At 65.7% G+C, this 25,564-nt stretch carries 27 protein-coding genes; 13 read left to right on the top strand and 14 right to left on the bottom strand.

The features are described 5' to 3' along the window. Positions 1-6: 6 nt before the first annotated feature. Both G6N15_RS12900 and mmsB read left to right on the top strand, forming a co-directional pair. Positions 7-1,173: an acyl-CoA dehydrogenase family protein gene (locus tag G6N15_RS12900; RefSeq protein ID WP_083088246.1), complete on the top strand. Its 1,167-nt coding sequence runs from the start codon at positions 7-9 to the stop codon at positions 1,171-1,173. A gap of 22 nt (positions 1,174-1,195) precedes the next feature. Continuing rightward, entirely contained in the window at positions 1,196-2,071 is an 876-nt protein-coding gene (gene mmsB, locus G6N15_RS12895) for a 3-hydroxyisobutyrate dehydrogenase (protein ID WP_139797870.1), read from the top strand. On the opposite strand, the gene G6N15_RS12890 is transcribed toward mmsB, so the two are convergent. Next, positions 2,046-2,639, bottom strand: coding sequence for an HAD family hydrolase (locus G6N15_RS12890; protein WP_083088278.1), 594 nt, complete (start codon positions 2,637-2,639; stop codon positions 2,046-2,048). The two genes, mmsB and G6N15_RS12890, sit on opposite strands and share 26 nt — an antisense overlap. Before the next feature lie 109 nt (positions 2,640-2,748). Here G6N15_RS12890 and G6N15_RS12885 point away from each other — a divergent pair, with 109 nt between their 5' ends. Beyond that, the gene (locus G6N15_RS12885; RefSeq protein WP_083088248.1) at positions 2,749-3,429 is read left to right on the top strand and encodes a response regulator; all 681 of its coding nucleotides are present in this window, start codon (positions 2,749-2,751) and stop codon (positions 3,427-3,429) included. Further along, positions 3,426-4,649, top strand: a complete 1,224-nt coding sequence (locus G6N15_RS12880) for a GAF domain-containing sensor histidine kinase (RefSeq protein WP_083088249.1) — start codon at positions 3,426-3,428, stop codon at positions 4,647-4,649. The genes G6N15_RS12885 and G6N15_RS12880 overlap by 4 nt, the downstream gene beginning before the upstream one ends. A 3-nt stretch (positions 4,650-4,652) precedes the next feature. On the opposite strand, the gene G6N15_RS12875 is transcribed toward G6N15_RS12880, so the two are convergent. Next, the gene (locus G6N15_RS12875) at positions 4,653-5,171 is read right to left on the bottom strand and encodes a MarR family transcriptional regulator (protein ID WP_083088250.1); all 519 of its coding nucleotides are present in this window, start codon (positions 5,169-5,171) and stop codon (positions 4,653-4,655) included. Positions 5,172-5,265: 94 nt separating this feature from the next. Between G6N15_RS12875 and G6N15_RS12870 the strand changes: the two genes are divergently transcribed. After that, positions 5,266-5,826: a VOC family protein gene (locus tag G6N15_RS12870; RefSeq protein ID WP_083088251.1), complete on the top strand. Its 561-nt coding sequence runs from the start codon at positions 5,266-5,268 to the stop codon at positions 5,824-5,826. Here the strand turns inward: G6N15_RS12870 and G6N15_RS12865 are convergent. Genes G6N15_RS12865 through G6N15_RS12850 form a run of 4 tightly spaced genes read right to left on the bottom strand, consistent with a single transcriptional unit; the run spans position 5,823 to position 10,302 of the window. After that, positions 5,823-6,875: a pyridoxal phosphate-dependent aminotransferase gene (locus tag G6N15_RS12865; RefSeq protein WP_083088279.1), complete on the bottom strand. Its 1,053-nt coding sequence runs from the start codon at positions 6,873-6,875 to the stop codon at positions 5,823-5,825. The two genes, G6N15_RS12870 and G6N15_RS12865, sit on opposite strands and share 4 nt — an antisense overlap. A gap of 5 nt (positions 6,876-6,880) precedes the next feature. Then, entirely contained in the window at positions 6,881-7,903 is a 1,023-nt protein-coding gene (locus G6N15_RS12860) for a 3-oxoacyl-ACP synthase III family protein (protein WP_083088252.1), read from the bottom strand. A gap of 7 nt (positions 7,904-7,910) precedes the next feature. After that, positions 7,911-8,576 carry an SRPBCC family protein gene (locus G6N15_RS12855; protein ID WP_083088253.1) on the bottom strand — a complete coding sequence of 222 codons (666 nt, stop codon included), beginning with the start codon at positions 8,574-8,576 and terminating at the stop codon, positions 7,911-7,913. Next, positions 8,557-10,302 (bottom strand): thiamine pyrophosphate-binding protein, encoded by a 1,746-nt coding sequence (locus G6N15_RS12850; protein WP_083088254.1) that lies wholly within the window; start codon positions 10,300-10,302, stop codon positions 8,557-8,559. The genes G6N15_RS12855 and G6N15_RS12850 overlap by 20 nt, the downstream gene beginning before the upstream one ends. 115 nt (positions 10,303-10,417) lie before the next feature. Between G6N15_RS12850 and G6N15_RS12845 the strand changes: the two genes are divergently transcribed. Beyond that, positions 10,418-11,578, top strand: coding sequence for a flavin-containing monooxygenase (locus G6N15_RS12845; RefSeq protein ID WP_232070220.1), 1,161 nt, complete (start codon positions 10,418-10,420; stop codon positions 11,576-11,578). Next, positions 11,575-12,915: an FAD-binding oxidoreductase gene (locus G6N15_RS12840; RefSeq protein WP_083088255.1), complete on the top strand. Its 1,341-nt coding sequence runs from the start codon at positions 11,575-11,577 to the stop codon at positions 12,913-12,915. Before G6N15_RS12845 ends, G6N15_RS12840 begins: the two co-directional genes overlap by 4 nt. 6 nt (positions 12,916-12,921) lie before the next feature. Here G6N15_RS12840 and G6N15_RS12835 read toward each other — a convergent pair whose 3' ends face one another. The 5 genes from G6N15_RS12835 to secY all read right to left on the bottom strand — a co-directional run bounded on the left by G6N15_RS12835 (position 12,922) and on the right by secY (position 17,023). Continuing rightward, positions 12,922-13,683, bottom strand: a complete 762-nt coding sequence (locus tag G6N15_RS12835; protein WP_083088256.1) for an anti-sigma factor family protein — start codon at positions 13,681-13,683, stop codon at positions 12,922-12,924. A 70-nt stretch (positions 13,684-13,753) separates the two neighbouring features. Next, positions 13,754-14,281, bottom strand: coding sequence for a sigma-70 family RNA polymerase sigma factor (locus G6N15_RS12830; RefSeq protein ID WP_264019282.1), 528 nt, complete (start codon positions 14,279-14,281; stop codon positions 13,754-13,756). 65 nt (positions 14,282-14,346) lie between these two features. Next, on the bottom strand, positions 14,347-15,147 hold the full coding sequence (map, locus tag G6N15_RS12825) for a type I methionyl aminopeptidase (protein WP_083088258.1): 801 nt from the start codon (positions 15,145-15,147) through the stop codon (positions 14,347-14,349). Positions 15,148-15,149: 2 nt separating this feature from the next. Continuing rightward, a complete protein-coding gene (locus G6N15_RS12820; RefSeq protein ID WP_083088259.1) occupies positions 15,150-15,701 on the bottom strand; it encodes an adenylate kinase in 552 nt (183 codons plus the stop codon). Further along, entirely contained in the window at positions 15,698-17,023 is a 1,326-nt protein-coding gene (secY, locus tag G6N15_RS12815) for a preprotein translocase subunit SecY (protein ID WP_083088260.1), read from the bottom strand. The genes G6N15_RS12820 and secY overlap by 4 nt, the downstream gene beginning before the upstream one ends. A gap of 297 nt (positions 17,024-17,320) precedes the next feature. Here secY and G6N15_RS12810 point away from each other — a divergent pair, with 297 nt between their 5' ends. From G6N15_RS12810 to G6N15_RS12795, 4 genes are read left to right on the top strand one after another with little or no spacing between them, the layout of a single operon-like run. Next, positions 17,321-18,253 (top strand): SAM-dependent methyltransferase, encoded by a 933-nt coding sequence (locus tag G6N15_RS12810; protein ID WP_083088261.1) that lies wholly within the window; start codon positions 17,321-17,323, stop codon positions 18,251-18,253. Between the two features lie 21 nt (positions 18,254-18,274). Then, the gene (locus G6N15_RS12805) at positions 18,275-19,192 is read left to right on the top strand and encodes a class I SAM-dependent methyltransferase (protein WP_083088262.1); all 918 of its coding nucleotides are present in this window, start codon (positions 18,275-18,277) and stop codon (positions 19,190-19,192) included. Between the two features lie 10 nt (positions 19,193-19,202). Further along, positions 19,203-20,114 (top strand): class I SAM-dependent methyltransferase, encoded by a 912-nt coding sequence (locus tag G6N15_RS12800; RefSeq protein ID WP_083088263.1) that lies wholly within the window; start codon positions 19,203-19,205, stop codon positions 20,112-20,114. Between the two features lie 25 nt (positions 20,115-20,139). Further along, positions 20,140-21,039: a class I SAM-dependent methyltransferase gene (locus tag G6N15_RS12795; RefSeq protein WP_083088264.1), complete on the top strand. Its 900-nt coding sequence runs from the start codon at positions 20,140-20,142 to the stop codon at positions 21,037-21,039. On the opposite strand, the gene G6N15_RS12790 is transcribed toward G6N15_RS12795, so the two are convergent. Beyond that, a complete protein-coding gene (locus G6N15_RS12790) occupies positions 21,020-22,375 on the bottom strand; it encodes a xylulokinase (RefSeq protein WP_083088281.1) in 1,356 nt (451 codons plus the stop codon). The two genes, G6N15_RS12795 and G6N15_RS12790, sit on opposite strands and share 20 nt — an antisense overlap. A 21-nt stretch (positions 22,376-22,396) precedes the next feature. On the opposite strand from G6N15_RS12790, the gene G6N15_RS12785 reads away from it, so the two are divergent. Both G6N15_RS12785 and G6N15_RS12780 read left to right on the top strand, forming a co-directional pair. Beyond that, a complete protein-coding gene (locus G6N15_RS12785) occupies positions 22,397-23,377 on the top strand; it encodes an NAD(P)-dependent oxidoreductase (protein ID WP_139797869.1) in 981 nt (326 codons plus the stop codon). Continuing rightward, the gene (locus G6N15_RS12780) at positions 23,374-24,030 is read left to right on the top strand and encodes an L-fuculose-phosphate aldolase (protein ID WP_083088266.1); all 657 of its coding nucleotides are present in this window, start codon (positions 23,374-23,376) and stop codon (positions 24,028-24,030) included. Before G6N15_RS12785 ends, G6N15_RS12780 begins: the two co-directional genes overlap by 4 nt. A 16-nt stretch (positions 24,031-24,046) precedes the next feature. On the opposite strand, the gene G6N15_RS12775 is transcribed toward G6N15_RS12780, so the two are convergent. Then, positions 24,047-24,442 (bottom strand): type II toxin-antitoxin system VapC family toxin, encoded by a 396-nt coding sequence (locus G6N15_RS12775; protein WP_083088267.1) that lies wholly within the window; start codon positions 24,440-24,442, stop codon positions 24,047-24,049. Between the two features lie 233 nt (positions 24,443-24,675). Next, positions 24,676-25,557 carry a helix-turn-helix transcriptional regulator gene (locus G6N15_RS12770; protein WP_083088269.1) on the bottom strand — a complete coding sequence of 294 codons (882 nt, stop codon included), beginning with the start codon at positions 25,555-25,557 and terminating at the stop codon, positions 24,676-24,678. Positions 25,558-25,564: the final 7 nt, after the last annotated feature.

Raw genomic sequence — 25,564 nt, 5'->3', positions numbered from 1 at the left:
GCAACGATGGAATTCTTCGGTCTCGACGACGACGAGCGGGTGATCACCGAGACGGCGGCCGCGTTCGCCGAGAAACGCCTCGCCCCGTATGCGCTGGAGTGGGACGCAACCAACCACTTCCCGGTCGACGTGCTGCGTGAGGCGGCCGCGCTCGGCATGGCGGCGATCTACTGCCGCGAGGACGTTGGCGGCAGCGGGCTGCGCCGGCTCGACGGGGTGCGGATCTTCGAGCAGTTGGCCACCGGCGACCCCACGACGGCCGCGTTCTTGTCGATCCACAACATGTGCGCGTGGATGATCGACACCTTCGGCACCGAGGAGCAACGCAAAATCTGGTTGCCGCGGTTGGCGTCGATGGACGTCATCGCCAGCTACTGTTTGACCGAGCCGGGCGCCGGTTCGGATGCCAGCGCGCTCAGCACCCGCGCCGTCAAGGACGGTGGCGACTATGTGCTCGACGGTGTCAAGCAGTTCATTTCCGGTGCCGGCGCGTCGGATGTGTACGTGGTGATGGCGCGTACCGGCGGGGAGGGACCGCGCGGGATTTCGGCCTTCATCGTCGAAAAGGGCACTGCCGGGCTGAGTTTCGGTGCCCACGAGGAAAAGATGGGCTGGAATGCGCAGCCCACGGCCCAAGTGGTGCTGGACGGAGTGCGGGTGCCCGCCGATGCGATGCTGGGCGGCGCCGACGGCGAAGGCGCCGGCTTCTCGATCGCGATGCAGGGGCTCAACGGTGGGCGCCTCAACATCGCCGCATGCTCGCTCGGCGGTGCCCAGGCCGCCTTCGACAAGGCAGCGTCGTACCTGCTGCAACGGCAGGCGTTTGGCAACACGCTGATCGACGAGCCCACCATCCGGTTCACGTTGGCTGACATGGCCACCGCGCTGGAGACCTCGCGAATGCTGTTGTGGCGGGCGGCAAGCGCACTGGACGCCGACGCCGCCGACAAGGTCGAACTGTGCGCGATGGCCAAACGCTATGTTACCGACGCGTGCTTCGACGTGGCCGACAAAGCGTTGCAGCTGCATGGCGGCTACGGTTACCTGCGGGAGTACGGTCTGGAGAAGATCGTCCGCGACCTGCGCGTGCACCGCATCCTGGAGGGAACCAACGAAATCATGCGGGTGGTCATCGGCCGAGCAGAAGCCGCGCGTGTCCGCGCCACCGCATAGGAAGGCCACGGCGATGACTGATATTTCCAGGGTCGCTTTCCTTGGGCTGGGCCACATGGGCGGCCCGATGTCGACCAACCTGGTTGCCGCCGGCTATTTCGTCAGTGGCTTCGACCCGCTGTCCACCGCGGCGGCAGCCGCCACCAAAAACGGTGTCGCTGTGTTCGATTCCGCACCTGACGCCGCGGCCGATGCCGACGTGGTGATCACCATGCTGCCCAACGGCGACGTGGTCAAGCGCTGCTACGCCGAGATTCTGCCTGCTGCGCAGCGCGGCGCGCTGTTCATCGACAGCTCGACCATCTCGGTCAACGACGCCCGCGAGGTACATGCGCTGGCAGAGTCGCACGGCTTCGCCCAGCTCGACGCGCCGGTCTCCGGTGGGGTCCGGGGCGCGGTCGCCGGGACGCTGGCGTTCATGGTCGGTGGTGACGAATCGGCGCTGGAACGGGCAAGACCGGTGCTAGAACCCATGGCCGGCAAGGTCATTCACTGCGGTGCCGCCGGCGCGGGCCAGGCCGCGAAGTTGTGCAACAACATGGTGCTTGCCGTCCATCAGATCGTGATCGGCGAAGCCTTCGTGCTGGCCGAAAAGCTCGGGCTGTCAGCGGAGTCGCTGTTCGACGTCATCACCGGTGCGACCGGCAACTGCTGGGCGGTGCACACCAACTGCCCGGTACCCGGCCTGGTTCCGACGTCGCCTGCCAACAACGACTTCGAGCCGGGTTTCGCCACCGCGCTGATGAACAAGGACTTGAGCCTGGCGATGGACGCGGTGGCCTCGACCGGTGCAGCGGCGCCGCTGGGCAGCCACGCCGCCGACATCTACGCCAAGTTCGCGGTCGACCACGCCGACAAAGACTTCAGCGCGATCATCGAGATGCTGCGCCGCAGCTGAGTAAGCGCTTCCGGGCGATCCACCATCGCCGGTGCACCTCTCGGCAGCCCGCGGCCAGCAGCGGGTCGGCGCCGTCGTAGCCCGACCGTACGGCAGCCGCGCGACTGAATTCGCTGTCAGCGTCAGACGTGACGAGCAGAGCGGGCAGGCCGGCGGCGGTGGCCGCCCGCAACCCACGCGCTGAGCCCTCGACGGCAAGTGCGCTCTGCGGCGTTATTCCGAACTCCCACAACGCCAGGCGGTACAGCTCGACATCGCTGTCGGCTCCGTCCAGGTCGTCAGCGGTCACGATGGTCGCGACCAATCCTTCACCAACCAGTTGACGCACCAGGGTTTCCGCCCAGGTCCGCTCGCGGGCACTGACCACACCGACCCAGATGCCGGCGACGAACAAATTCATGACCAAGTCGATAAGACCGGCGCGCGGCACCAGATCGCCGTCGCGTCCGACGTCAGCCAGCGCGGCGTCCGCGTCGAAGATCACCGCACGCAAAGGTGCAACGTCAGCATCGACAGGACGGGCCCGATCCCACCAGAACGTCCGCCGTCGAAGGGTATCCGCCGGCATGGTCACACCAATAGCCTGGTCGCGCGCCGCTGGCGGAGCTTCCCCCATTAGGGGGATTCCGGGTGGCGATCTTGACTCGTCGTCCCGCGGGCGGCTCTATGGTGATGCCATGGCGGCTTTGGACACGGGTCAGGCCACCAAACCTGTTCGGCTGGTGCTTGTCGACGACCACGAAATGGTCATCGAGGGCCTCAAAGCAATGCTCGCCGCGTTCAAGGACCGCGTGCAGGTGGTCGGTCACGCGGTGGGCGCCGAACGCGCCATCAGCGTCATCGACAGCCTGCAGCCAGACATCGTGTTGTGCGATGTCCGCATGCAAGGTTCCAGCGGCCTGGACCTGTGCCGTGAGCTGCGCGAACGCGACCCGAACCGCAAGGTGGTCATGCTGTCGGTGTACGACGACGAGCAGTATCTGTTCCAGGCGTTGCGGGTGGGCGCGCGCGGCTATCTGTTGAAGAGCATCAGCAGCGACGAACTGGTGCGCCAACTCGAGTCGGTGCACAACGGGGAAACTGTGATCGACCCGGGAATGGCGGCCCGCGCGGCGGACACCGCCGCGCGGATGCAGCGTGACGAGTTCTGGCCCGGCGCGCGCCAAGGCCTGACCCAGCGCGAAAGCGAGATCCTGTCTTACATGGTGACCGGGCTGTCCAACCGCGGCATTGCCAACAAGCTCGTCATCGGCGAGGAGACGGTCAAAAGCCATCTGCGCTCGATCTACCGCAAGCTTGGCGTCAGCGACCGCACGGGCGCGGTGGCTACCGCGCTGCGGGAAGGGATCTACCAATGACCGGCCGCACCCGTCCGTCGAATGCGGTGCGCGATGTCGTCGGCGCAGACCGCGAGCTGGCCCTGCTGCGCGAACTCATTCAGGCAGCTTCCAGCGGGCCCGGCGTCGAACCGCTGGCAGCCGCGGCTGCGCGGATGATCACCGCGGCCACCGGAACCGACGTCTGTTTCGTGCATGTCCTCGACGACACCGACCGCTCACTGACGTTGGCCGGCGCGACGCCGCCGTTCGACGGCCAGGTGGGGAAGATCCGGTTGCCGCTGGGGTCCGGAATTTCCGGGTGGGTAGCCAGCCATCGCGAGCCGGTGGTGATCACCCACGACAAGGAAGCCGATCCACGGTACTTGCCGATCCAGTCGCTGCGCGGACGGGATTTCACGTCGATGGTGTCGGTGCCGATGGAAACCGACCCCGGGGGCTTGGTCGGGGTGCTCAACGTACACACCGTGGAGCGACGGGAATTCACCGACGATGACGTCGAGCTGCTGCGGGTCATCGGCCGGTTGATCGCCGGCGCATTGCACCAGGCCCGACTGCACCGGCAGCTCGTGGCTCGGGAACGCGCACACGAGTTGTTCGTCGAGCAGGTGATCGAGGCGCAGGAAATCGAACGGCGACGACTGGCCGGCGACATTCACGACGGCATCTCGCAGCGGCTGATCACACTGTCGTACCGGCTTGACGCCGCCGCGCGGGCCATCGGCCACGACGACCCGGCCGAAGCCTCTCACCATCTCGACGAGGCCCGCGAACTCGCCCAACTGACGCTGCAGGAAGCGCGCGCCGCGATCGGCGGGTTGCGCCCACCCGTTCTGGACGACCTCGGTTTGGCGGGCGGGCTGGCCAGCCTGGCGCGCTCGATGCCGCAGCTGGATCTGGAGCTCGACCTCTCCGATGCGCGGCTGCCGGAGCACATCGAGCTGGCGCTGTACCGCATCGCGCAGGAAGGTCTGCAAAACGTCGTCAAACACGCCGACGCCACCAGGACACGGCTGCGCTTCGTCGTCGACGACGATGTCGCGCGGCTCGAAATCGTCGACAACGGAATAGGTTTCGACACCTTCGAGAACCCGTTGGGCGGCGACGAGATGGGTGGCTACGGTGTGCTGTCGATGGCCGAGCGCGCCGAGCTGGTCGGCGGCCGGCTCAACATCCGTTCACGCCCCGGCACCGGCACGGCGGTGACGGCAACAATTCCACTGCCCCCGACTTTGGATTAGCGCTCAGAAGTCACCGGCGCCCCGCCGCAATGTTTCGATCGCCGACACCAGCGCCTGCGATTCGCCATCGGACATCCCGATGTCTGCGAACACCTGCTGGTTGAGGGTGACGGTGGCGTCCTCGACTGTCGAGCGGCCCAGCTCGGTGATCTGTACCAGCGTGGTACGACCGTCGGTTGGGTGCGGTATCCGCTGCACCAGCCCGTTGGCTTCCAGCAGGCGGATCGCGTGGGTGACGCTGGTGACGTGGACCTGCAAGCGGTCCGACGCTTTGGTGATCGGCAGCGCACCCGTGCGGCTGAATGCCAGCAGGCGCAGCAACTCGAAGCGGGAGAAGCTCAGGTCGTAGGGCCGCAACGCATTTTCCACCCGGGCCAGCAGGATCTGGTGGGCGCGCATCACCGACGTCACCGCGACCATGCCCTGCGCGACATCGCCCCATCCGGCGCGCTCCCAGTTGGCCCTGGCTTGCGCAATCGGGTCGCGGGTGTCGGATCGCTTGTCGGGTTCGTTGGCGGCCACGCCCTTTCTTACCGCACTTCGGCCCCCGATTCCCGCGACCCGGGACAATGCACTCGACCCAGTCGCGCGATTTCACGGACTGACGGAGGTAGCAATGCGCTGGCGCGGTGTTCATCACGTCGAATTCGCGGTATTGAACTACGACGATTCGCTCGAGTTCTACGATGGGATGTTCGGGTGGCTCGGGTATATGAGCTTTTCGACGCTGGACATCGAGTACCGCTCGACCTATTACATGGCTCGGTTCCCCGCTCCGCATAGCTACATCGGCATCCAGCCTGCCCGCTCAGGATCGAAGCTCACCCACGCCGACCAAGCGGTGGGTATCAACCACATCGCCCTGTGGGCCCGCAGCCGACACGAAGTGGACAGTTTCTATCGAGATTTCTTGGTGCCGAAGGGAATACGCGTGACCAATGAGCCGACGGAGTACCCGCACTACACGCCCGGCTATTACGCCGTGTTCTTCGACGATCCGATCAACGGCATTCATTGGGAGCTCGCACGTCTGCCGATCATTCCTTCTCCGCGCCAGGCCTGGCGGTCCTATCGCGCACTGCGTGATATCGCTTCAGAACGACCGGACTTACCGCATTCTGTTTCGCAGCTGGCCCGCCAGGCACGTCGAACGCTACCATCGCGGCACCCGCACTAACGCCGCGTCGCTTCTCTCACTTTCTTTTCCATCACCGACAACACCGCCAGGCTGGACGTGCGGCTGCCGACAGTGATCCGCGCGCCGCCATCCGAGTAGTACCGGACCTGCAACCCGCTGTCGGCCAGTACCTCGCGCCACGGCCGACCCCTCGACGGTAGGTACACGAAGTTCGCATGCGCGTCAGTGCTGTAGATCCCCATCGCGCTCAGCTGCTTTTGAAGGTAGCGTCGTTCGGCGGTGATCAGCCGAACTCGCTTCAGCAGTTCGCTTTCGGCGGCATAGGACGCCGCGACGGCGAGCAGCGCGGTGCTGGCTATGCCGAACGGCAACTGCTTGGTCCACAGCGCCCTGGTCAACTCCGGCGACCCGATTCCATACCCGATCCGCAGTCCGGCCAGCCCGTACGCCTTGGAAAACGTCCGCACCACCACAACATTGGGGAAGCGGGCCACCAACGCGGCAGCGTTGATCCGCTGTTCGGCCGCAGCGAATTCGACATACGCCTCGTCGAGCACGACGATGGTGTCGCGCGGTATCTGCTGCAGAAACCGCATCACCTCCACGGCGGACTCCATAGTGCCGGTCGGGTTGTGCGGGCGGCACAACACGACCACCCGGGCCGCGGCGGCAGCGTCGGCCAGCGCATCGAGGTTGTGGTGACCGTGCTCGTCGAGCGGAACCGTCACGGGGATCAGCCGCGCGATCGAAGCGATGATGGGATAACCGTCGAATGTCGGTGACGCCATGACCATCGTGTCACCCAGATAAGTCAGCGCCTGCAGCACGTGCATCACCACGCCCGTCGCGCCGGCGCCGAGCACCACCTGTTCCTCGGGCAGCCCGATGTGGTCGGCGATCAGACGACGCAGCCGCTGAGGCAGGAACTCCGGGTAGCGGTTGGCGGCGTCGATCGACTTGATCAACGCTTTGCGCACGGCCCGCAGCGGCGGAAACGGATTCTCGTTGAGCGACAAGGCAAAAGGATCGACCGCCTGTGGCAGTGCGCCGAGGATCTCGGCGGTGATCGAGTCCCTCTGCGCGGCCATGGTCATCAGCCGCGTCCGCCCCAGCGCAATGCCGCCGCACCGGCGAAGTCACCGGCGTGGGCGAAGGCGGCCATCAGCACCAGATCGCCGGCTTTGACCTGGCCGTCGGAGATGGCGCGATCCAGGTTGACCGGGATACCAGCGGCGAACAAGTTGCCGCACTCATCAAAGGTATCGACGTGTCTCGATTCTGGTATCTCGAGTGCCTCGCGCCAATTGCGCAGGAACACCCTATTGGGCTGGTTGGTGACGAGCAGGTCAACATTCTTGGACGCCAAGCCGATTCGATCGCAAACCGCTAAAGCGACCTCGGGGACCTCGCGGTTGCCGCGGGCCAGCACTTTGGTGATCTTGCTTTCAGTGAACCCGATGCAGCCCTCCCCCGGGCCGGGTTGCCACCATTTGCGGGGTGGGTCCGTGATGTACGTCATGTCACCGGAGTACTCACCATAAGTGCGGCACTCGACATCGAGGATCGGCGATTGGTCCGATAGCGTGACCAATCCGACCGCGGCGCCGTCACCGGGAACCGACGCCTGCGCCATGCCTCGCACACCGGGCTGGTCGAAGACCTGCCCGGCAGCGTTTTGCGCTATCGCGATCAGCGCGGTCCGTCCTTCGCCCGCAGCCAGCAGTTGACGAGCAACCTTGAGCCCCAACACGAATGCAGCGCACCCCCCGTTGTGCAGATCCAACACCCAGGACGGGCGCATGCCCAGCCGGTGCGCGATGCCGCCACCCGCACCATAGAACGGCATGTCCGGTAGCTGGGTGTGGGTGATCAACACGTCGACGTCGGCGATGAGATCCTCTCCGTGGCGTTGGACCAGCTTCTGCGCGGCGTGCTCGATCATGTCGATTGCGGTCTCGTCCGGGCCGACGTGGTGGCGGAACTTGGGCGCGCGGAACATCAGGTTGTCGCGCAATTCGTCGGATCCGGCGAACTGCGCGTAGTAATCGGCGCCTATCGGCTCACCCGGCAAATAGGTGGAGACGTCGATAAGACTTGCGGCGCGGGGTTGGCTCACGATGCCCTCATCTCATCCATGCCGGTGTTATCGGCAGGCCGTTGCGGTGGCGGAACTCCGCGATTGTCTTGAGGTTGTTCAGCTCCAACGCGTGTCCGGGGCCGAAGATGTCCCAGAAGTCGCCGACCCAGCCGGTTCGGTGTGGCGGAGCAGCCTCTGGATATGGGTTGCGGTCGTAGAAAGGGTGACGGCAATTGGTCCACAGCACAACCGAACCCGGCGTGTTGAGCACCACTTGCGCGTCGAGGACGCGCATCAGATAGATCATCCAGAGGTGCTTGCCCTGGTCCCACGCGCAGTAGTAGTCGACAGTGCGGGCTTCGGTGTTGGCATGCGTTCGGGTATAGATCTTGGTGTCCGGCAGCAGCCGGTCGTAGGCCAGCCACAGGCCCGCCTCGTCGGTGGGCGTGAAGCCGCGGAGGGTATAAGTCCACTCCTCGAGGCTGCGGGTGTCGGCCATGTAGCCGAACAGCTCGTCGGGCGGGCAGTCGACGTAGTCGTTGACCGTGCAGTACCGGCCGAAGATTTCGTCGTGCGGGTACACCGAACGCATCTTCGCCAGGAATTTCGGCGCGGTCGCCTCCAGTGGCGAGTTCTCGATACGGACCACTCCCTCGATCGGCTCGGTGCTGCCGGTGTGGGTGTAGATATCGTCAAGCGCTGGCAGCGACATCGGCGCGGTTCTCCTTTGTGGTCGGGCTTTCTTGGTTGACAGCGTGTCTGGTTGACGGAGCGCTGAGAAATGCTGCGAACGGCGGGATTTCGTCTGCTGCGCATTCCACGCTGACCACCGACGGCCCGTCGATGTCGAGCGCAGTGTGCATCGCCGCCGCCAATCCGTCTGCGTCGCGGACGTCGACCGACGGCAGTCCGGGGAACATCGCCGCCAGGCCGGCCCCCAACCGGCTGGGCGCAAACCGGTTGTAGCTGTACCGGTCGCCGTAAAACAGCTGTTCTCGGGTCACGCACATGGCGTGGGCGTTGTTGTTGAACAGCACGAACGTGATCGGCAATCGGTACTGCACAGCCGTGTGGACTTCCATGCCGTGCATGAAGAATGCTCCGTCGCCCGCGACCACCACGACCCGGCGCCCCGGCGACCGCCCCTTGGCACGGCCGAAGGCCATCCCGATCCCGGCGCCGAAGCTGTAGCCCATGCCACCCATGCCGAGCGCGACCAGGAACCGGCCCGCGCGTCGCACCGGCAGGTGGTGGATCGCCGCCGCCCCGGTGTTGCCGGCGTCGACGACGACGTCCACGCCGTCGGGCAACACCGCGTCGAGCGACGCCATGGCGTCGCGGTAGCGCACGCCTGGACCGTCGAACGCCGGCGGTGTCAGCTCGGTGTGCACCACCGCATCCGGCACCCGCACACCCGTCGGCCGCCCTCGACCGGATAGGGCAGCGGTCAGCATACGCAGCGACGCCCGCAAGTCCTCGGTGTGCACGTGAGTGCACGGAAGGTACGGGGGCGCCGACCCGATCGATACCACACGCGCAGCTGCCAGCGCGTCGTCGAGACCGGTGCGGGCGGTCACCGACAGCCGCGTACCCACCACCAAGCACAACGCACTTTTTGCGACCGCCTCGGCAACGCCGGGGTGGCCCATCACACCCGTCAACCCGAGCGTCGACGAGGAGCCCAATCCGGGTGTGCCGGCGACATCTTTGGCGTCGGGCACGCACGCCACTCGCGCGCGCAGAATTGCGCGCAGCCACTCCAGCTCGGAGCGGGCATCATCGCGAGCCACCTGCTCTCCGGCGATGATCGTGATCGGTCCGGTCACCTGACGCAGCGCGCGCGCTATCGGATGGGGATCACCGATAGCGCGCTGCGGCTCACGACCATATGCAGCGTAGCCGTTAATGCTGACGGTGGATTGCTGGATGTCCTTGGGCAACAACAATACTGCTGGCCCGCCAGTTCGCGCTGCGGCGAGGGCGGCGGGTAAGGCGGTGAAAATGTCGGCAGGCTTGCGCACCCGGTGGCAGAAAACTGACACTGCGGAAAACAGCGCCACGGCATCGAGGGACCCGTTGCGGCCGCTGGTGTCCTGAAAACTGCCGCGACCGTCCATCGTCGTCGCCGGTTGGCCCACCAACGCCAACACCGGTACCCGACTGGTCAGCGATTCCCCCAACCCGGGCACCAGATTCAGCGCTCCCCCACCCGACGTCGCCGCCACCACTCCCAATCTCGGCCCACTGCGGCTGTACCCATCAGCCATGGTCGCAGCGGAAAACTCATGCTTGGCCAGCACCGCGGTGATATCCGACCGGAAGTATGCGGCGTCGTAAAGATCTTCGATGTTGGCCCCGTCGACACCAAAGATGTAGTCGACCCCGGTTGCCGCGAGGCACTCGACGATGTGGTCAACCACTCGTTGCTTGCCTGGCATACGGGTTACACGACTAAGAGCTGGTTTCAGTTCACGGCGGATATCGCGAGTTGCGGTGAACCGCACGCAGCTCTGCACCGTATTACTGGGAAAGCAGCGGTAAGGAGTCGTGCCGATGATGACCACCGTCGTTGTCATCGGGGCGGGGCCGTCTGGGCTGGCTGTTACGCGCCAGCTCGAGCATCGCCACCAGATCAAGACGCTTGTCCTCGAAAGGGCTTCAACGCCTGCGATTGCCTGGCGCACCCGCTACGACGACTTTCGGCTCAATACAAGCGGTTTCTTGTCGCATCTGCCCGGACAACGGATTCCGGTGACGGCGGGCCGCTGGCCCACCAAAGAGGACATGGTCCGCTATTTCGACCGCTACGTGCGCACGCAGCACATCCGCCTTCAGCTCGGCTGTGAGGTGAACCGTGTCGAGCGTGCGGCGCAGGGCTGGCGACTCGACACCTCGGCGGGAGAGATCGAAGCAGCTGTGATCGTCTTAGCCACCGGCAACTACCGCACGCCCACGATCCCTAGCTGGCCGGGTCTTGGCCAGTACAACGGCCAGCTGGTTCACTCCGGCGAGTTCTGCAACGCGTGGCCTTATCGGGGACGCGACGTCCTGGTAGTCGGCGCCGGCAATTCGGCCGCCGACATCGCGGTGCACTTGGCCTACGACGGCGCGCGCAAGGTCTGGCTCGCTGTTCGCACACCGCCGCATCTGGTGCGGCGCGCCATCGGAGGAATCCCGTCGGATATCTTCCTCGAGGTCTTCGCGCGTGTGCCTGCACGCAAGGTTGACCCGCTGATCGATCGCGTCAATCGTCTCATGTGGGGAGACCTGTCGGACTATGGGTTTCACCGGCCGCCGCTCGGGTTGAAGGCGACGGTCGAACTGCGAGGCCGCATCCCCACCCTGGCTGACGAGCTCATCGGCACGGTGCGCGCGGGACGCGTGCAAGTGGTCGCGGCCGTGCAGGCTGTCGAATCTCGGCAGGTGATTCTCGCCGACGGCAGTTCGGTAGCGCCACAGGCGATTATCGCCGCCACCGGGTTCCGGCCGGATCTCGACGGCTTGGTCGGCCATCTCGGTGTGCTGGACGAGCGCGGCAACCCGCGCGGCGGCTTCGCGTCGCACCTCGGCGAGGGCATGTTCGCGATCGGATACGGGATTCCACCCAACGGTCCACTGCGCGCGATCCGCCGTGCCGCCACGCCACTGGCCCGCGATATCGCGGCCTATCTGTCAACCACACGTCATCGAATGAACATCGGGGTAACTCAATGACTTGCCTGCCCGCCGAAAAGACCTTCTTCCGCGGTGCAGCAGGCTACGAACTCGCCCGGCGGCAAACGGTGTGGAACGGCATTGTGCCAGAGCGTTTTCCGGACGTGATCGTCCAAGCGCGCGACGCCGACGACGTCGTCGCAGCGATCCGATACGCGCGCGACCACGACCACCAGGTCGGTGTGCGTTCGGGCGGGCACAATTGGTCGGCCAGCCACCTTCGTGACGAAGGCATGCTGCTCGATGTCAGCCGGCTGGACCACTGCAGCGTCGACGCCGACCAGATGACCGCGGACGTCGGGCCAGGAAAAGTCGCCAGCGTCTTTGCGACCGAGCTGGATTCGCAGGGCCTGTTCTTTCCCGCGGGCCATTGCGAAGGCATTTGCATGGGCGGCTACCTGTTGCAGGGCGGCTACGGCTGGAACAGCCCGATGCTCGGCCCGGCGTGTGAGAGCGTGCTGGGGCTGCAGGTCGTCACCGCCGACGGCGAACTGCTGTACTGCGACGCCGACAACCACCCGGATTTGTATTGGGCCGCGCGCGGCTGCGGGCCCGGCTTCTTCGGCGTGGTCACGGCGTTCACGTTACGGGTTCACCTGCGCCCGCCGGTGTGGGGCACCTGCCTGTACATGTACCCGATCGACGTCGCCGACGAAGTGTTCACCTGGGGACGCTCGATCGCTACGGAGGTCGACAAGGGCGTCGAACTGCAGATCCACACCGCGCGCAGCTTCCCCGGGGCGGGCCTAGACCAGCCTGGAATCACGATCGCCTCACCGGTTTTCGCCGGGTCCGAAGAGGAGGCTGTCAAAGCCCTTGCACCACTACGCACTTGTCCGGTCGCCGACAAAGCGATCGTCAGCCTTCCCTATGCGCCGACCACGTTGGCCAACTGGTACACCGCGGTGATGACGAATTATCCCAAGGGGCACCGCTATATCGCCGACAACATGTTCACGTCGGCGTCGGCCGAAGAGCTGCTGCCCGGCATCCGCGCAATCATCGAGACGATGCCGCCACATCCGTCGCACTTCATCTTCACAGGCTGGAAAACGTCTTCGGCTCGCGCGGACATGGTGTACGGCCTGGAAGACGAAATCTACTTGGCGCTCTACACGATCTGGAAAGATCCGGCCGACGACGACCGCTACCGCGACTGGGCCGCATCCAACATGGCCGCGATGTCGCACTTGGCGACGGGCATCTCGCTCGCCGACGAGAACCTCTGCCGACGCCCGGCGCGGTTCATCACCGAGCCCAACATGGCGCGCCTGGACGAAGTGCGCTCGACCTACGACCCCGACGGCCGGTTCCACCGCTGGATGACGCGCTGCTAATCCAGCTCACAGCGCGCGCTCCAGCAGCACGTGACCGGTGTCGGCCAAAACCACTTGTACGGAAGCGATTTGGTTTACCGGCGTCGCGATGCTGCCGGCTGGTGTCGCTGTATGACCTGGCTCTGCCACCCAGGTTGCCAGCTGGCTGCGGCTGCCGTCGCGGCGTACCACCACCATTGCCAATGTGTCGTGGTGTGCGTTAACCGGAGCCAGGCACACGCATTTCATCGCGATGAAGGTTCCCCATTGCTCGCCCGACACCGAGATCGTCGATGCCAGGTTTTTGGTTCCGACTTGCGCCATCGGCATTCCCGACGTGCTCGCCTGCGGCGGCGTGGGCGCGGATGTCGAGAAATGGCCCGCAACGCCGACGAACACACCGATCGCCAGCACCACAGCTGCGGCGGCGCTGGCCGCCCAGGTCATCACGCGGGAGCGGCGCCGTCGCCAACCGACCTTCGCCAGCAGTGTCGGCAGCATCTCGGCGGGCAGCGCAGGCGCATCGCCGGTGCGGTCGGCCTCGTCGATGGCCGCCAACTCGTCGCGGTCCAGCTGCGAGAGCAACGCCGGCATCCCGCTGAGTTCGGCGACGGCGCTACGGCATGACGGGCAGGCATCCATGTGCGCCTCGAATTCCCGCCGGTCGGACGGTGACAGTGAGCCCAGCACATAGGCGGCGTCCCACATCGCGTACTCGTGGTCGCCGGGAGCTTGGTCGCCGGGCCGGGCGCCGTCACCGGGCGGGCTCGGACCCCATAGCGTCTTCATCGTGTAACCCCCATCTTGTGCTGCGTCTGGTATTCGGAGCCGACCGCTGCGCGGATTGGATGTCGCGCAATCATCTGGTCACCCCCATCTCTTGCAAGGTCAGTCGCAGGGCCCGCACAGCGTAGTGCAGGCGCGACTTCACGGTGCCTTCGGCGATCCCGAGATCGGCGGCGATTTGCGCGGTGGTCCATCCCCCGTAGTAGGACCGGCAGATCACCGCGCGGTGTTCGGCGGAGAGCTGGGCGTAGGCATCGGCGATCAGCAGCCGGTCGAGCGCCGCGTTGACCTCGTCCGGTCCGGCCGGCTCGGGCGCCTTGTCCAGCGAATGGACTTCCGAGCGGGCCCGTGCGCTGCGGCTTTCGTCGATGATCAGGTTGCGGGCGACGGTGAACAGCCAGGCCCGTGCCGACCGCTCGGTGTCGCCGACGACCTCAGGATGCTGCCAGGCGCGCAGCAGCGTCTCCTGCACGACGTCTTCGGCGCGGGTCCGATCGCCTATCAGCCTCAATGCGTATCGCCATAAGGCCGCGGCGTGCTCGTCGTAGAGCGCCTTCATCAAGGCGGCTTCGGGAGCCGCCGGGCTGGCGACAGTAGGCACTTGCACCTCCTGGAGGTGACACGAATTCAGCGCCCGTCCGGTTCATACCGGCACACCAGCCACGGTTAGCCGAGAGTCAAGATGCGCGGCTCGTCCTCGGTCACCGCCACGGTGTGCTCCCAGTGTGCCGCACGCGATCCGTCGGCGGTAGTGACCGTCCACTGGTCGTCGAGTACCAGCGTTTTTCTGGTTCCCAGAGTCAGCATCGGTTCGATCGCCAGCACCGAGCCGGGGCCCAGTAGCGGGCCCCGGCCGGGAGCTCCTTCGTTGGGCAGGAAGGGGTCCATGTGCATTTGCCGGCCGATGCCGTGCCCGCCATAGCCCTCGACGATGCCGAAGGTGCAGCCATAGCGAGCCTCGGCGGAGTGGGTACCGGTTTCGATGGCATGCGATACGTCCGTCAACCGGTTGCCGGGCCGCATTGCAGCGATGCCGGCTTCCAACGATTCCTTGGTCGCCGCCGACAGCGCTTCGTCGGCCGGATTCAGCGTGCCGACGCCGAACGTCACCGCCGCGTCACCGTGCCAGCCGTCGAGGACTGCGCCGCAGTCGATGGACACCAGGTCACCCGGCGACAAGACCTCGGCCGCGGAGGGAATCCCGTGCACCACACGGTCATTGACGGACGCGCAGATCGACGCTGGATATCCGTGGTAGCCGAGAAACGACGGTGTGGCGCCGGCGTCGCGGATCACCGCTTCGGCGATGCTGTCCAGGCTCAGGGTCGACGCTCCGGGCGCCGCGGCCGCTTGGACCGCCCGCAGTGCGGCGGCCACCACGGCTCCGGCAGCGGCCATCGCGTCCAGCTCGCCGGCGCTGCGCTGTGGCACGACCTTGCGACTGCGCAGCCCCGCCAGGGCGATCATCGTTACTTTCCTAGCGCCTGCAGCGCGCGGGTGAACACTTCGTCGACGGTGCCGACGGCGTCGACCGTCTTCAGCTCGTGCTCTTGTTGGTAGTACTCCAGCAGCGGCGCGGTTTGATCGCGGTACACCTTCATCCGGTTGAGGATGACGTCGTCGTTGTCGTCGTCGCGGCCGCGGCCTTTGAGCCGTTCGAGCAGTACTTCCTCCGGTACCCGGAACTCCAGCACCGCATCGAGTTGGGTTCCTCGACGTTCGAGCATGTCGTGCAGGGCCTTGGCCTGGTCCAGCGACCGCGGGTAGCCGTCGAGGATGAAACCGGCGGCCGCGTCGGGCTCGTCGAGCCGCTGGTCGACCAGCTTGTTCGTCACTTCGGAGGGCACCAGGTCACCGGCGTCGAGGTAGCGCTTGGCCGCCATACCCAGCTCGGTGCCGTGGTCGATGTTTTGCCGAAACAGCTCGCCGGTGGAGATCTGCGGTACACCCAGTTTGTCGGCCAGCTTGACAGCCTGCGTGCCCTTGCCGGCCCCCGGCGGTCCCAGCAAAACAACTCTCACTTCAAGAACCCTTCATAGTTGCGCTGCATCAGCTGGCTTTCGATCTGTTTGACCGTATCCAAACCGACACCGATCATGATCAAAACCGCGGTACCGCCGAACGGCAAATTCTGCACCGTCCCGGTATTGCCGATCTGCAGGAAAAGGTTGGGCAGCACTGAGATCACGCCCAGGTAGATCGAGCCGGGCAAAGTGATCCGGCTCAGCACGAAGCGCAGGTAGTCCGCGGTCGGCCGGCCCGGCCGAATACCGGGGATGAACCCGCCGAACTTCTTCATCTCGTCGGCACGCTCGTCGGGGTTGAACGTGATCGACACGTAGAAGTACGTGAAAAAGATGATCAGCCCGAAGTAGATAGCGATGTAGACCGGATCGGCGGGATTGGATAGATAGTTGCCGACGAACTTGTCCCACCACGTGTTGCCCACTCCGCCGGCGCCGCTGCGGACGAGCTGCGTGATCAGGTGCGGGATGTAGATCAGCGACGAGGCGAAGATGACCGGGATGACGCCGGCCTGGTTGACCTTCAGCGGCAGATACGTCGACGTGCCGCCGTACATGCGTCGGCCCACCATCCGCTTGGCGTATTGCACCGGGATGCGGCGCTGGCCCTGCTCGACGAACACGACGCCGACGATGATGATCAGCGCCGCCACGCACACCGCGGCGAAAATCACCCCGCCCCGGCTGTCCAGGATGGACTTGCCCTCTGCGGGGATACGGGCGGCGATGCCGACGAAGATCAGCAGCGACATGCCGTTGCCGATACCGCGCTCGGTGATCAGCTCGCCCATCCACATCACCAGCCCGGCGCCTGCGGTCATGACCAGGACGATCACCACCAGGGTGAAGATGCTCTGGTCGGCCATGATGTCTAGGCTGCAGCCCTGCAGCAGGCCGCCGTTGGCCGCCAGCGCCACGATGCTGGTGGCCTGCAGGATGGCCAGCGCTATCGCCAGGTAGCGGGTGTATTGGGTCATCTTGGCCTGGCCGGCCTGGCCTTCCTTGCGCAGTTCTTCAAAGCGCGGGATCACCACGGTGAGCAACTGCACGATGATGCTGGCGGTGATGTAGGGCATCACGCCGACCGCGAACACGGTCAGCTGGAGTAGCGCGCCGCCGGAGAACAGGTTGATCAGCGAGTAGATCTGCGCGGCCTCACCGCCGCTGACCTGCGCGATGCACTTTTGCACATTCGGGTAGTTGATGCCGGGTGAGGGGATGGACGCACCCACCCGGTAGAGGACGACGATGCCGAGGGTGAACAGGATTTTCCGGCGCAGGTCGACTGTTCGCAGCGACGAGATGAAAGCCGAAAGCACTCTTCCTCCTGCGCAGCCGGGCTCTGGTCACGGCATGCCGACGGGCTGGTCGGGCCAGCATTGGGTTAAGTCTGCGTCACACGCCGAGCACCCGCAGGTCCCGACGTGCGGAGTCGCGCGTCAAACAGTCTACGAGAGTAACAGCGCCGGTAACGGTTGCCGGCAGCCTGGTGGACCGCCCTGTTGACCCGCGTGGCTGCAGTCAGGGAACGGGCGTACAGTTTCACTCGGGTAATTAACCTGGCTAAGTATTAGGCTTGCAACAGTCGCAAACGCCATAGGTTATGGAGGACGCGCATGGGCAATGCACGCTTCGACGGCGATACGTGGGATCTGGCCTCCAGCGTGGGAGCCACCGCCACCTTGGCGGCCACCGCTCGGGCAATCGCCAGCAGAGCGCCGAACGCCATAATCGACGATCCGCTCGCCGAACCGCTGGTCCGCGCAGTAGGTATCGACTTCTGCACCAAACTAGCCAGCGGTGAGCTGGAACCCAGTGATGTCAACGACGAGGCGGCACGGAGCATGCGGGCGATGACCGACTGGATGGCGGTGCGCACCAAATACTTCGACGACTTCTTCAGCCACGCCGCGCGCGCCGGCATCCGGCAGGCTGTCATCTTGGCATCCGGCCTGGATTCGCGCGCCTACCGGCTGCCGTGGCCCCCCGCAACCACCGTGTTCGAAGTCGACCAGCCGCAGGTGATCGAGTTCAAGACGACGACATTGGCCGGGCTGGGCGCGCAGCCGACGGCGGATCGCCGCACCGTGGCGGTCGACTTGCGCAGTGATTGGGCCACCGCGCTCAAGCAGGCCGGCTTCGACCCGACACAGCCGGCCGCCTGGATCGCCGAGGGACTGTTGGGCTATCTACCCGCCGACGTGCGGGAGAAGTTGCTCGACCAGGTCACCGTACTGAGCGTCCCGGGCAGCCGCTTCGCCACCCACTGGCTGCCCAACGTCAAGGAACTCGACGAGGACAAATTACAGCAGCGCATGCAGAACCAGTCCGGCTGGTGGCATGGCCTTGGCTTCGAGCTGGATATGACGGAGCTGATGTACCTGGGCGAACGGACCGACGTGGCCGACTACCTTGCGAGCAGGGGCTGGAAAATCACCGTCTGCAGCACCGCGGAGCTGCTGGACGAGCAGGGACTGCCTGCTATCGACGCCGAGGAGTTCACGTTTCCGGAAATGGTTTACCTCAGCGGTGAGCTGACACAGCGCTGAGACAGGGGCAGAGGAGGGCATATGGCACGCACCGACCGCGACAGTTGGGATCTCGCCTCCAGCGTGGGCGCGACGGCGACGATGGTCGCCGCCGCGCGGGCGCTGGCCACCGAGGAAACCAATCCGATCATCAACGACCCGTTCGCCGCGCCGCTGGTGCGGGCGGTCGGTGTCGACTTTTTCACCCGCATGGTCGACCACGAGATCACCCCGGAGGAAATGGCCGACGGCGCCGGGGGGGACATGGCGCGCGAGACCGATTCGATGGCAGTGCGCACCCGGTTCTTCGACGAATTCTTCCTCAACGCCGCAAACGCTGGTGTTCGCCAATCGGTGATCCTGGCCGCGGGGCTCGACTCGCGTCCATATCGGCTGGCATGGCCACCCGGCAGCATTGTGTACGAAGTGGACCAGCCGAAGGTCATCGAGTTCAAAACCGCCACTATGTCGGCGCTGGGCGCCGTCCCGACGGCGGAGCGGCGGACGGTCAGCGTCGATCTGCGGGAGGACTGGCCATCCGCGTTGCGCGCCGCTGGTTTCGACGCCAACCGACCGACGGCCTGGAGTGCCGAGGGTTTGCTGATGTACTTGCCGCCGGAAGCCCAGGACCGGTTGTTCGACAACATCACCGCGCTCAGCGTGCCGGGCAGCCAACTCGCGACCGAATATCACCCCGATAGCGGCGCGGCTGCGGCCGAACGCGAGCAGGCCGCCACCGACCGCTGGCGCAATCTGGGCTTCGGCGTCAACATGTCGGACCTGGTGTATGTCGGCGACCGAAGCCCTGTGGTCGACTATCTGAGCGCTCGGGGCTGGCAGGTCACAACCCGTACTCGTCAGGAGTTGTTCGCAGCCTATGGCCGCGAGTTTCCCGACTACGACGACGATGCGCTGGCCTCGTTCCGCAATGTCATCGCCGTTACCGCGACCCTCAGATAGGCCTCAGCGGATGGCACATACCAAACGGCATGACAACGACAGCTGGGATCTGGCGTCCAGCGTGGGCGCCACCGCTACCGCCGTGGCCGCCCGGCGGGCGCTGGCATCCAAGGGCCCCAACGCGTTGATCGACGATCCCTTCGCCGAGCCGCTTGTGAACGCGGTCGGCGTGGACGCCTTCATCCGGATGATGAACGGCGAGATCGAGCTGGCAGACGATGATCCCGCCTTCACGCCGCGGCGGTTGGCCGAGGGGATGGCGGTACGCACAAGGTTTTTCGACAAGTTCTTCACGGACGCCGCCGATGCGGGTGTGCGCCAAGCCGTCATTGTGGCCGCCGGGCTGGATACGCGGGCTTACCGACTGCCGTGGCCTCCCGGGACTGTGGTCTACGAGGTCGATCAGCCCCAAGTGATGGAATTCAAAAACCGGACGCTGGCCGGCTTAGGCGCGGTCCCGGCCGCCGACCGCAGACCAGTGGGCATCGACCTGCGTGATGATTGGCCCGATGCCTTGCTGCGCAGCGGCTTTGACCCGATACAACCGACAGCTTGGAGCGCTGAGGGATTACTGGCGTATTTGCCACCGGAAGCGCAGGACCGGTTATTCGACAACATCACCGCGCTCAGCGCTCGGGGCAGCCGCGTCGGCACGGGCTATGTCCCGGACATCCGCGAGCGCATCGCGAAACGGGGCGGAGAGGTCAGCGAGCGCTGGCGCCGGCTCGGACTGAATCTCAACTGGGCCGATTTGGTGTACGACGGCAAGCGTAACGACGTTGTGGAGTATCTGGCGAATTTGGGCTGGCGAACAACCGTGCGGGATACGCCGGAGCTCTATGCCGACAACGGTTTCGAGTTCCCGGAGGGCCAGACGATGGTCGCGTTCGGCGACATCAGATATGTCTTCGCCGAGTTCTGAATGCCATGCAGTAAGGAGTCTTTCGATGGCACGCATTGATAACGACACCTGGGACCTGGCCTCGAGCGTGGGAGTTACCGCCACCATGGTCGCGGCATCGCGCGCGATAGCTTCGCAGGGCCCTGATCCGCTGCTCGACGATCCGCTGGCCGATCCGCTGGTGCGTGCGGTGGGTCTCGAGCCGTTTGTCCGGTTGATCGACGGCGAGCTCGACGTCGACGATGACCCGTTGATGAACCGGAAGACCCGAACTGAGCGAATTACCGTCAGGACAAGGTTTTTCGACGACTTCTTCGTCAGCGCCGGTGAAGCGGGCCTGCGGCAGGCGGTGATCTTGGCCTCCGGCCTGGACACCAGAGCCTACCGGCTGCCGTGGCCGGCGGGCACGGTGGTCTACGAAATCGACCAGCCGGGTGTCATCGAGTTCAAGACCCGTACCCTGGCCGATCTCGATGCCACTCCGGCCGCCGAGCTGCGCGTGGTGGGCATCGACCTGCGTGACGACTGGCCAACAGCGTTGCGCCAGAGCGGTTTTGACGTAAACCAGCAGACAGCGTGGAGCGCCGAAGGGCTACTGCCGTATCTGCCGCCCGAGGCGCAGGACCGGCTCTTCGACCACATCACCACGCTCAGCGCGCCCGGCAGCAGGCTGGCCACCGAGCATTTTCCCGAGCGCAACGCCTTCTCGGACAAGCGGGCACAGCGTCTCACGGAACAGTGGCACCGCCTCGGCCTGGACCTCGACGTGTCCGACCTGTTCTACCTCGGCGAACGCAGCGTCGTCATGGAGTACCTGACCAGTCACGGCTGGCAGGTAACCGCCTATCCCGCGCGAGAGCTCCACGAGCGCAACGGGTTCGAATTCCCCGAAGACGTTCTGGCCGCCTTCGGTGAAATGAGCTACGTCAGCGCGGAGCTGCGCTAGACGTAGACGGTCGCCCGGCCAGCTCCAGAAATCTGCCGTAACGCTGTTGCATAGCGGTGGCCCAGGCCGGGTCCGGCTCGACGATGCGCTCGGTGGCGGCCCACCGCGCGGCGTCGGCTATCGACGATTCCAGGCCCACCGCCATCCGGCTGAGGAACGCCGAGCCCAGCGCCGCGCCCTCGGCCACCGCCGACACCTCCACCGGCCGGGCGGTGGCGTCGGCGATCGCCTGCAGCCACGGCTGGACCCGGGTGCCACCGCCGGCCGCCACGATGCGGCCAGTGGGCACTCCACTGAGCTCGAGGATCTGGCGGACAACGAACCCCGAGGCCTCGTAGGCAGCCCGGCGCAGCGACGCCGCGTCGTGGGTCAGATCCAGGCCGTCGAGTACGCCGCGACGATCCGGATCATGAAAAGGGGTGCGCTCTCCGCGCACATACGGCGACCACACCGGTACCCGCCACGGATCGACGGTCGATGGGTCTCCTTGTCCGACAAGGCGATCCACCCAGCCGAGGAACAGGCCGCCGGCGTTGCTCGCTCCCCCGATCTGGTACTTCCCCGCCGCTGTGTGCGGGATGGTCCACAACCCCGGAACCCGGCGAAATTCCGGGACCGTCGTCCACACAATCAACGTCGTGCCGCACAGCACGAGCACGTCGCCGTCATCGTCGGCCCCGGCCACGATCTGCTCGCATAGCGCATCAATCGCACCGACCGCCAACACGGCGCTGCTTTTACGCACCTGGCCGACGGCTGCGCCGGTCATCGCCACTCGGGGCATCTGGTGCACCGTGGCGCCGCAGTCGGCGCACGCATCGGTGCTCCAGCCGGTGCCGTCGAACAGGGGAAGGGCGGTGTAGGCGGTGGCGTGATCGACCACCGCTTCGCCGGCCAAGGCGTAGTTGGCCACCGCGGGCGCCGGCCAGTACCCGGCCGCCTCCGGCGCTTCGGCGGCGGTCCAGCGTAAGAACTCAACCGCTTCGCCAACCGGCGGAAGGGGTTCGTCGGGCGCCGCTGCCACGCGGCCCCGGCTGTCGCCGTACAGCAGGCCGGGCGTGATCGGTCGGCCACCGGAGTCGACGGCGGTCAGCGACGGCACCATCGCGGAGACGGCCACCGCTCGGGCGCTGGAATGGCCCAATCGATCGAGCGCTTCCAGCGGACCGCGCCGCCACGCCTCGTCGGCGTCGTGTTCGAGTCGGTCGGGTGCCGGCACTCGCAGCTGATGCGGCACACGCGTCCGGGCCACTACCCGGCCGTCCGCGTCGGCGGCCACGGCTTTGACAGCGGTGGTGCCGATGTCGATGCCGATTGTGACGTCTTTGCGTGACACGGGCGTCACCGTACGCCAGCATTGGCAATCGTGACGCGTGCTTTGGTGACGGCTCCTTTGCGCGGCGACGGGTTCGAGAAGCTGCGGCGGCTGGCCGACGTGGTGTACGACCCGTGGATCGACCAGAAGCCGCTGCGCATCTACACCGCCGAGCAGCTAGCCGTGCGGATTTCCTCGGTGGGAGCCGATGTTGTTGTGGTAGAAAGCGATTCGGTCGGCGGTCCGGTGTTCGAGCTAGGGCTGCGCGCCATTGCCTCCACTCGCGGCGATCCCAACAATGTCGACGTAGCGGGCGCCACCGCGGCCGGTATCCCGGTGCTGTTCACTCCTGCCCGCAACGCCGACGCGGTGGCCGAGATGACACTGGCGCTGCTCTTCGCCGCCACCCGCCACGTGCTGACCGCCGATGCTGACGTGCGGGCCGGACAAGTGTTCCGCGACGGCACGATTCCGTATCAACGGTTCCGGGCCTGGGAAATCGCCGGTTTGACCGCCGGCTTGGTCGGCTTGGGCGCGGTGGGGCGTGCGGTGAAGTGGCGGCTGTCTGGACTGGGGGTGCGGGTCATCGCCTGCGACCCGTACAACGACGATGCGCAGCACGGCCTCGACGAGTTGCTCGCCGAGGCCGACATCGTCTCGATGCACGCGCCGGTCACCGACGACACGGTGGGGATGATCGGCGCCAAGCAGTTCGCCGCCATGCGTGACCGCGTGGTGTTCCTCAATACTGCGCGGGCCCAGCTGCACGACATCGACGCGCTCGTCGACGCGCTGCGCAACGGCAAGGTGGCCGCAGCGGGTCTGGATCATTTTGCCGGCGAATGGCTGCCTGTCGACCATCCGCTGACGGGCATGTCGAATGTGGTGCTCACTCCGCATATCGGCGGGGCGACGTGGAACACTGAGGCGCGACAGGCGCAGATGGTGGCCGACGACCTGGAAGCGCTGCTGTCTGGCCGTAACCCTGCGCATATCCTCAACCCGGAGGTGCTGGCCTCATGAGATTCGTCGATAACCCTGAGGCCGCGGTGCTGGCCGCTGCCAAGGACATGCTGCGGCGCGGGCTGGTCGAGGGCACCGCAGGCAACATCTCGGCCCGCCGCGAGGACGGCAACCTGGTCATCACGCCATCGTCGGTCGACTATGCCGAGATGACGCTCGCGGATCTGGTGGTGGTCGACCCCGACGGCGGTGTGCTGCAAGCCGCCGACGGACGCTCCCCGTCGACGGAGATGAAGTTGCACCTCGCCTGCTACAAAGCTTTCGACGACATCGGCAGTGTGATCCACAGTCATCCGGTGTGGGCTACGATGTTTGCCATTGCGCACCAATCGATTCCGGCGTGCATCGACGAGTTTGCGATCTATTGCGGCGGGGACATCCGCTGTACGGAGTATGCAGCCTCCGGCACCCCCGAGGTCGGCCAGAATGCGGTCAAAGCGCTGGAAGGCCGGGCGGCCGCGCTGATCGCCAACCATGGCCTGGTCGCGGTCGGTCCGCGCCCCGACCGCGTGCTGCACGTCACCGCCTTGGTCGAGCGGACAGCGCAGATCGTCTGGGGTGCACGAGCTCTCGGCGGTCCAGTGCCCATCCCTGAGGATGTCAACGCCGGATTCGCCGGAATCTACGGCTATTTGCGGGCCAACCCGATGTAGCCGGCTCCTGCACCACCTACTCGGCAGCGACGTCAAGCAGCCGCAAGCCCTTTACCCTGTTGAAGTGCTTGCTGTTTCGCGTTGCGAAGGGCAAGTCGAAGTTCAGGCAAATGCCCGCCTGCAAGCAATCGGCAAGGCCGATGTCTTGACCGGCGGTTCGTAGTGTCGCGGCCACTTCGCCTGCGCGAAGTGCACTAGCCGGATCGAGCGGGAACGTCCGCGAACGCACGAGCCGAAGGATCTCCTCGCGGCGTGCGAGAAAATCCGTACCGACACGCAGTTCGAACGCAGTTATCGCGGTGAGACGCAGGCGATGGCTGACGATCAGCTCACGAACCAGCGACACTCCAGGTCCCTTGCCCCGGAGGAAGTCGATGACAAGGTCGGTGTCAACGACTACGAGGCTCGCCATCGACCTCTCACGTCGTCAATGCGAGAGCGGATCTCTTGTGCCTCCGACTCAGTGATTGCACCCTCGAGCCGCAAGAGTATGTCCACCTCATCCGTGCCCAGACTCGCGAGGTAACCATCTAGCGCTTCCTGGACGAGCACCGAGAAGCCACGTACTCCGCGGCGCTGGGCAATCGCACTGAGCGCGCGATGCTGCTCGTCAGTAATCTCCACCGTAGTCCGCATGCATGCATGCTAGCACATGTCTGAGCCGGGAAGTAACGGCGCAGATCCGCCCCTCCAACTACGTGGCGACGTGGCGTGGGTGCGTCGGAACAGCCGGCTGAAATAAGCCGGGTCGAAAACCCCTATGCGCCTGGCAATTTCGCTGACCGAGAGATCGGTTTCGGCCAGCAATTTGCGGGCCTCGGTCATGCGACGCTGGATGATCCACTCTTGCACGGTGCGACCGGTGCGACGGCGCACAAGTGTAGTCAAGTGTCCGGGTGTCATCCCGATCTCGCGGGCCACGTCACGCAGGGACAGCGGCTCGGCGTAGCGGCGCTCGATGACCGCGAACACATCGGCCAACAGTGGCTCACCGCTGCGTCGTAGATCCCCCACCACGTCGCCAGCCAGACGTGCGAGGTCGATAAGCAGCAGCGTGAGATGGGCAAGTGCCGCCTGCCGGTAGCCGTTTTGTCGCGCGGCCAGCTCGGTTTCGATCGACGCGATCATCATGTCCCATGCCGGTTGCCGTTCCGCCGGCACGTCCAAACACAGCAGGCCTCCGGATTGTCCGTGCAGGAACGGGAACAGCAGCGGGTGTGCCCGCCACGCCGGCCATGGCGATCGCCCGTCGCCGCCCAGCGCCGCCGGATCGAAGGACACGGCCACGCCACCGTCTATGCGGCCCACCTGTGCGGGGTCGATCACTTCCCCTGGTGCCACGACATATACAAGCCCGATCGGGCGCGCGTACCACAGCGCCGGGAAGTCGTGAATGTGGCGACCACGCACGCCCAGATCCTCGGTTGCGGCCCGGACCACCGACACCGGAGGTGTGTCCAGATCGGCTGGGTACGCATAGATGGGCACCCCGCCGCGGTGGCGGACCAGACGGGCTGCAGACGTCATGTCGCTT

Origin of the sequence: Mycobacterium noviomagense (assembly GCF_010731635.1) — a bacterium.
GTDB lineage: Bacteria > Actinomycetota > Actinomycetes > Mycobacteriales > Mycobacteriaceae > Mycobacterium > Mycobacterium noviomagense.
The sequence above is the reverse complement of the archived record's forward strand: the minus strand, read 5'-3'. Positions and strand labels throughout refer to the sequence as shown.

What these genes read in the sequence shown, in the direction of transcription:
- G6N15_RS12900 (WP_083088246.1), top strand. Translation starts at nt 7, where the DNA reads ATGGAATTCTTCGGTCTCGACGACGACGAGCGGGTGATCACCGAGACG.
- G6N15_RS12890 (WP_083088278.1), bottom strand. Translation starts at nt 2,639, where the DNA reads ATGCCGGCGGATACCCTTCGACGGCGGACGTTCTGGTGGGATCGGGCC.
- G6N15_RS12885 (WP_083088248.1), top strand. Translation starts at nt 2,749, where the DNA reads ATGGCGGCTTTGGACACGGGTCAGGCCACCAAACCTGTTCGGCTGGTG.
- G6N15_RS12880 (WP_083088249.1), top strand. Translation starts at nt 3,426, where the DNA reads ATGACCGGCCGCACCCGTCCGTCGAATGCGGTGCGCGATGTCGTCGGC.
- G6N15_RS12870 (WP_083088251.1), top strand. Translation starts at nt 5,266, where the DNA reads ATGCGCTGGCGCGGTGTTCATCACGTCGAATTCGCGGTATTGAACTAC.
- G6N15_RS12865 (WP_083088279.1), bottom strand. Translation starts at nt 6,875, where the DNA reads ATGGCCGCGCAGAGGGACTCGATCACCGCCGAGATCCTCGGCGCACTG.
- G6N15_RS12855 (WP_083088253.1), bottom strand. Translation starts at nt 8,576, where the DNA reads ATGTCGCTGCCAGCGCTTGACGATATCTACACCCACACCGGCAGCACC.
- G6N15_RS12850 (WP_083088254.1), bottom strand. Translation starts at nt 10,302, where the DNA reads ATGCCAGGCAAGCAACGAGTGGTTGACCACATCGTCGAGTGCCTCGCG.
- G6N15_RS12845 (WP_232070220.1), top strand. Translation starts at nt 10,418, where the DNA reads ATGATGACCACCGTCGTTGTCATCGGGGCGGGGCCGTCTGGGCTGGCT.
- G6N15_RS12840 (WP_083088255.1), top strand. Translation starts at nt 11,575, where the DNA reads ATGACTTGCCTGCCCGCCGAAAAGACCTTCTTCCGCGGTGCAGCAGGC.
- G6N15_RS12835 (WP_083088256.1), bottom strand. Translation starts at nt 13,683, where the DNA reads ATGAAGACGCTATGGGGTCCGAGCCCGCCCGGTGACGGCGCCCGGCCC.
- map (WP_083088258.1), bottom strand. Translation starts at nt 15,147, where the DNA reads ATGATCGCCCTGGCGGGGCTGCGCAGTCGCAAGGTCGTGCCACAGCGC.
- G6N15_RS12810 (WP_083088261.1), top strand. Translation starts at nt 17,321, where the DNA reads ATGGGCAATGCACGCTTCGACGGCGATACGTGGGATCTGGCCTCCAGC.
- G6N15_RS12805 (WP_083088262.1), top strand. Translation starts at nt 18,275, where the DNA reads ATGGCACGCACCGACCGCGACAGTTGGGATCTCGCCTCCAGCGTGGGC.
- G6N15_RS12800 (WP_083088263.1), top strand. Translation starts at nt 19,203, where the DNA reads ATGGCACATACCAAACGGCATGACAACGACAGCTGGGATCTGGCGTCC.
- G6N15_RS12795 (WP_083088264.1), top strand. Translation starts at nt 20,140, where the DNA reads ATGGCACGCATTGATAACGACACCTGGGACCTGGCCTCGAGCGTGGGA.
- G6N15_RS12780 (WP_083088266.1), top strand. Translation starts at nt 23,374, where the DNA reads ATGAGATTCGTCGATAACCCTGAGGCCGCGGTGCTGGCCGCTGCCAAG.
- G6N15_RS12775 (WP_083088267.1), bottom strand. Translation starts at nt 24,442, where the DNA reads ATGGCGAGCCTCGTAGTCGTTGACACCGACCTTGTCATCGACTTCCTC.
- G6N15_RS12770 (WP_083088269.1), bottom strand. Translation starts at nt 25,557, where the DNA reads ATGACGTCTGCAGCCCGTCTGGTCCGCCACCGCGGCGGGGTGCCCATC.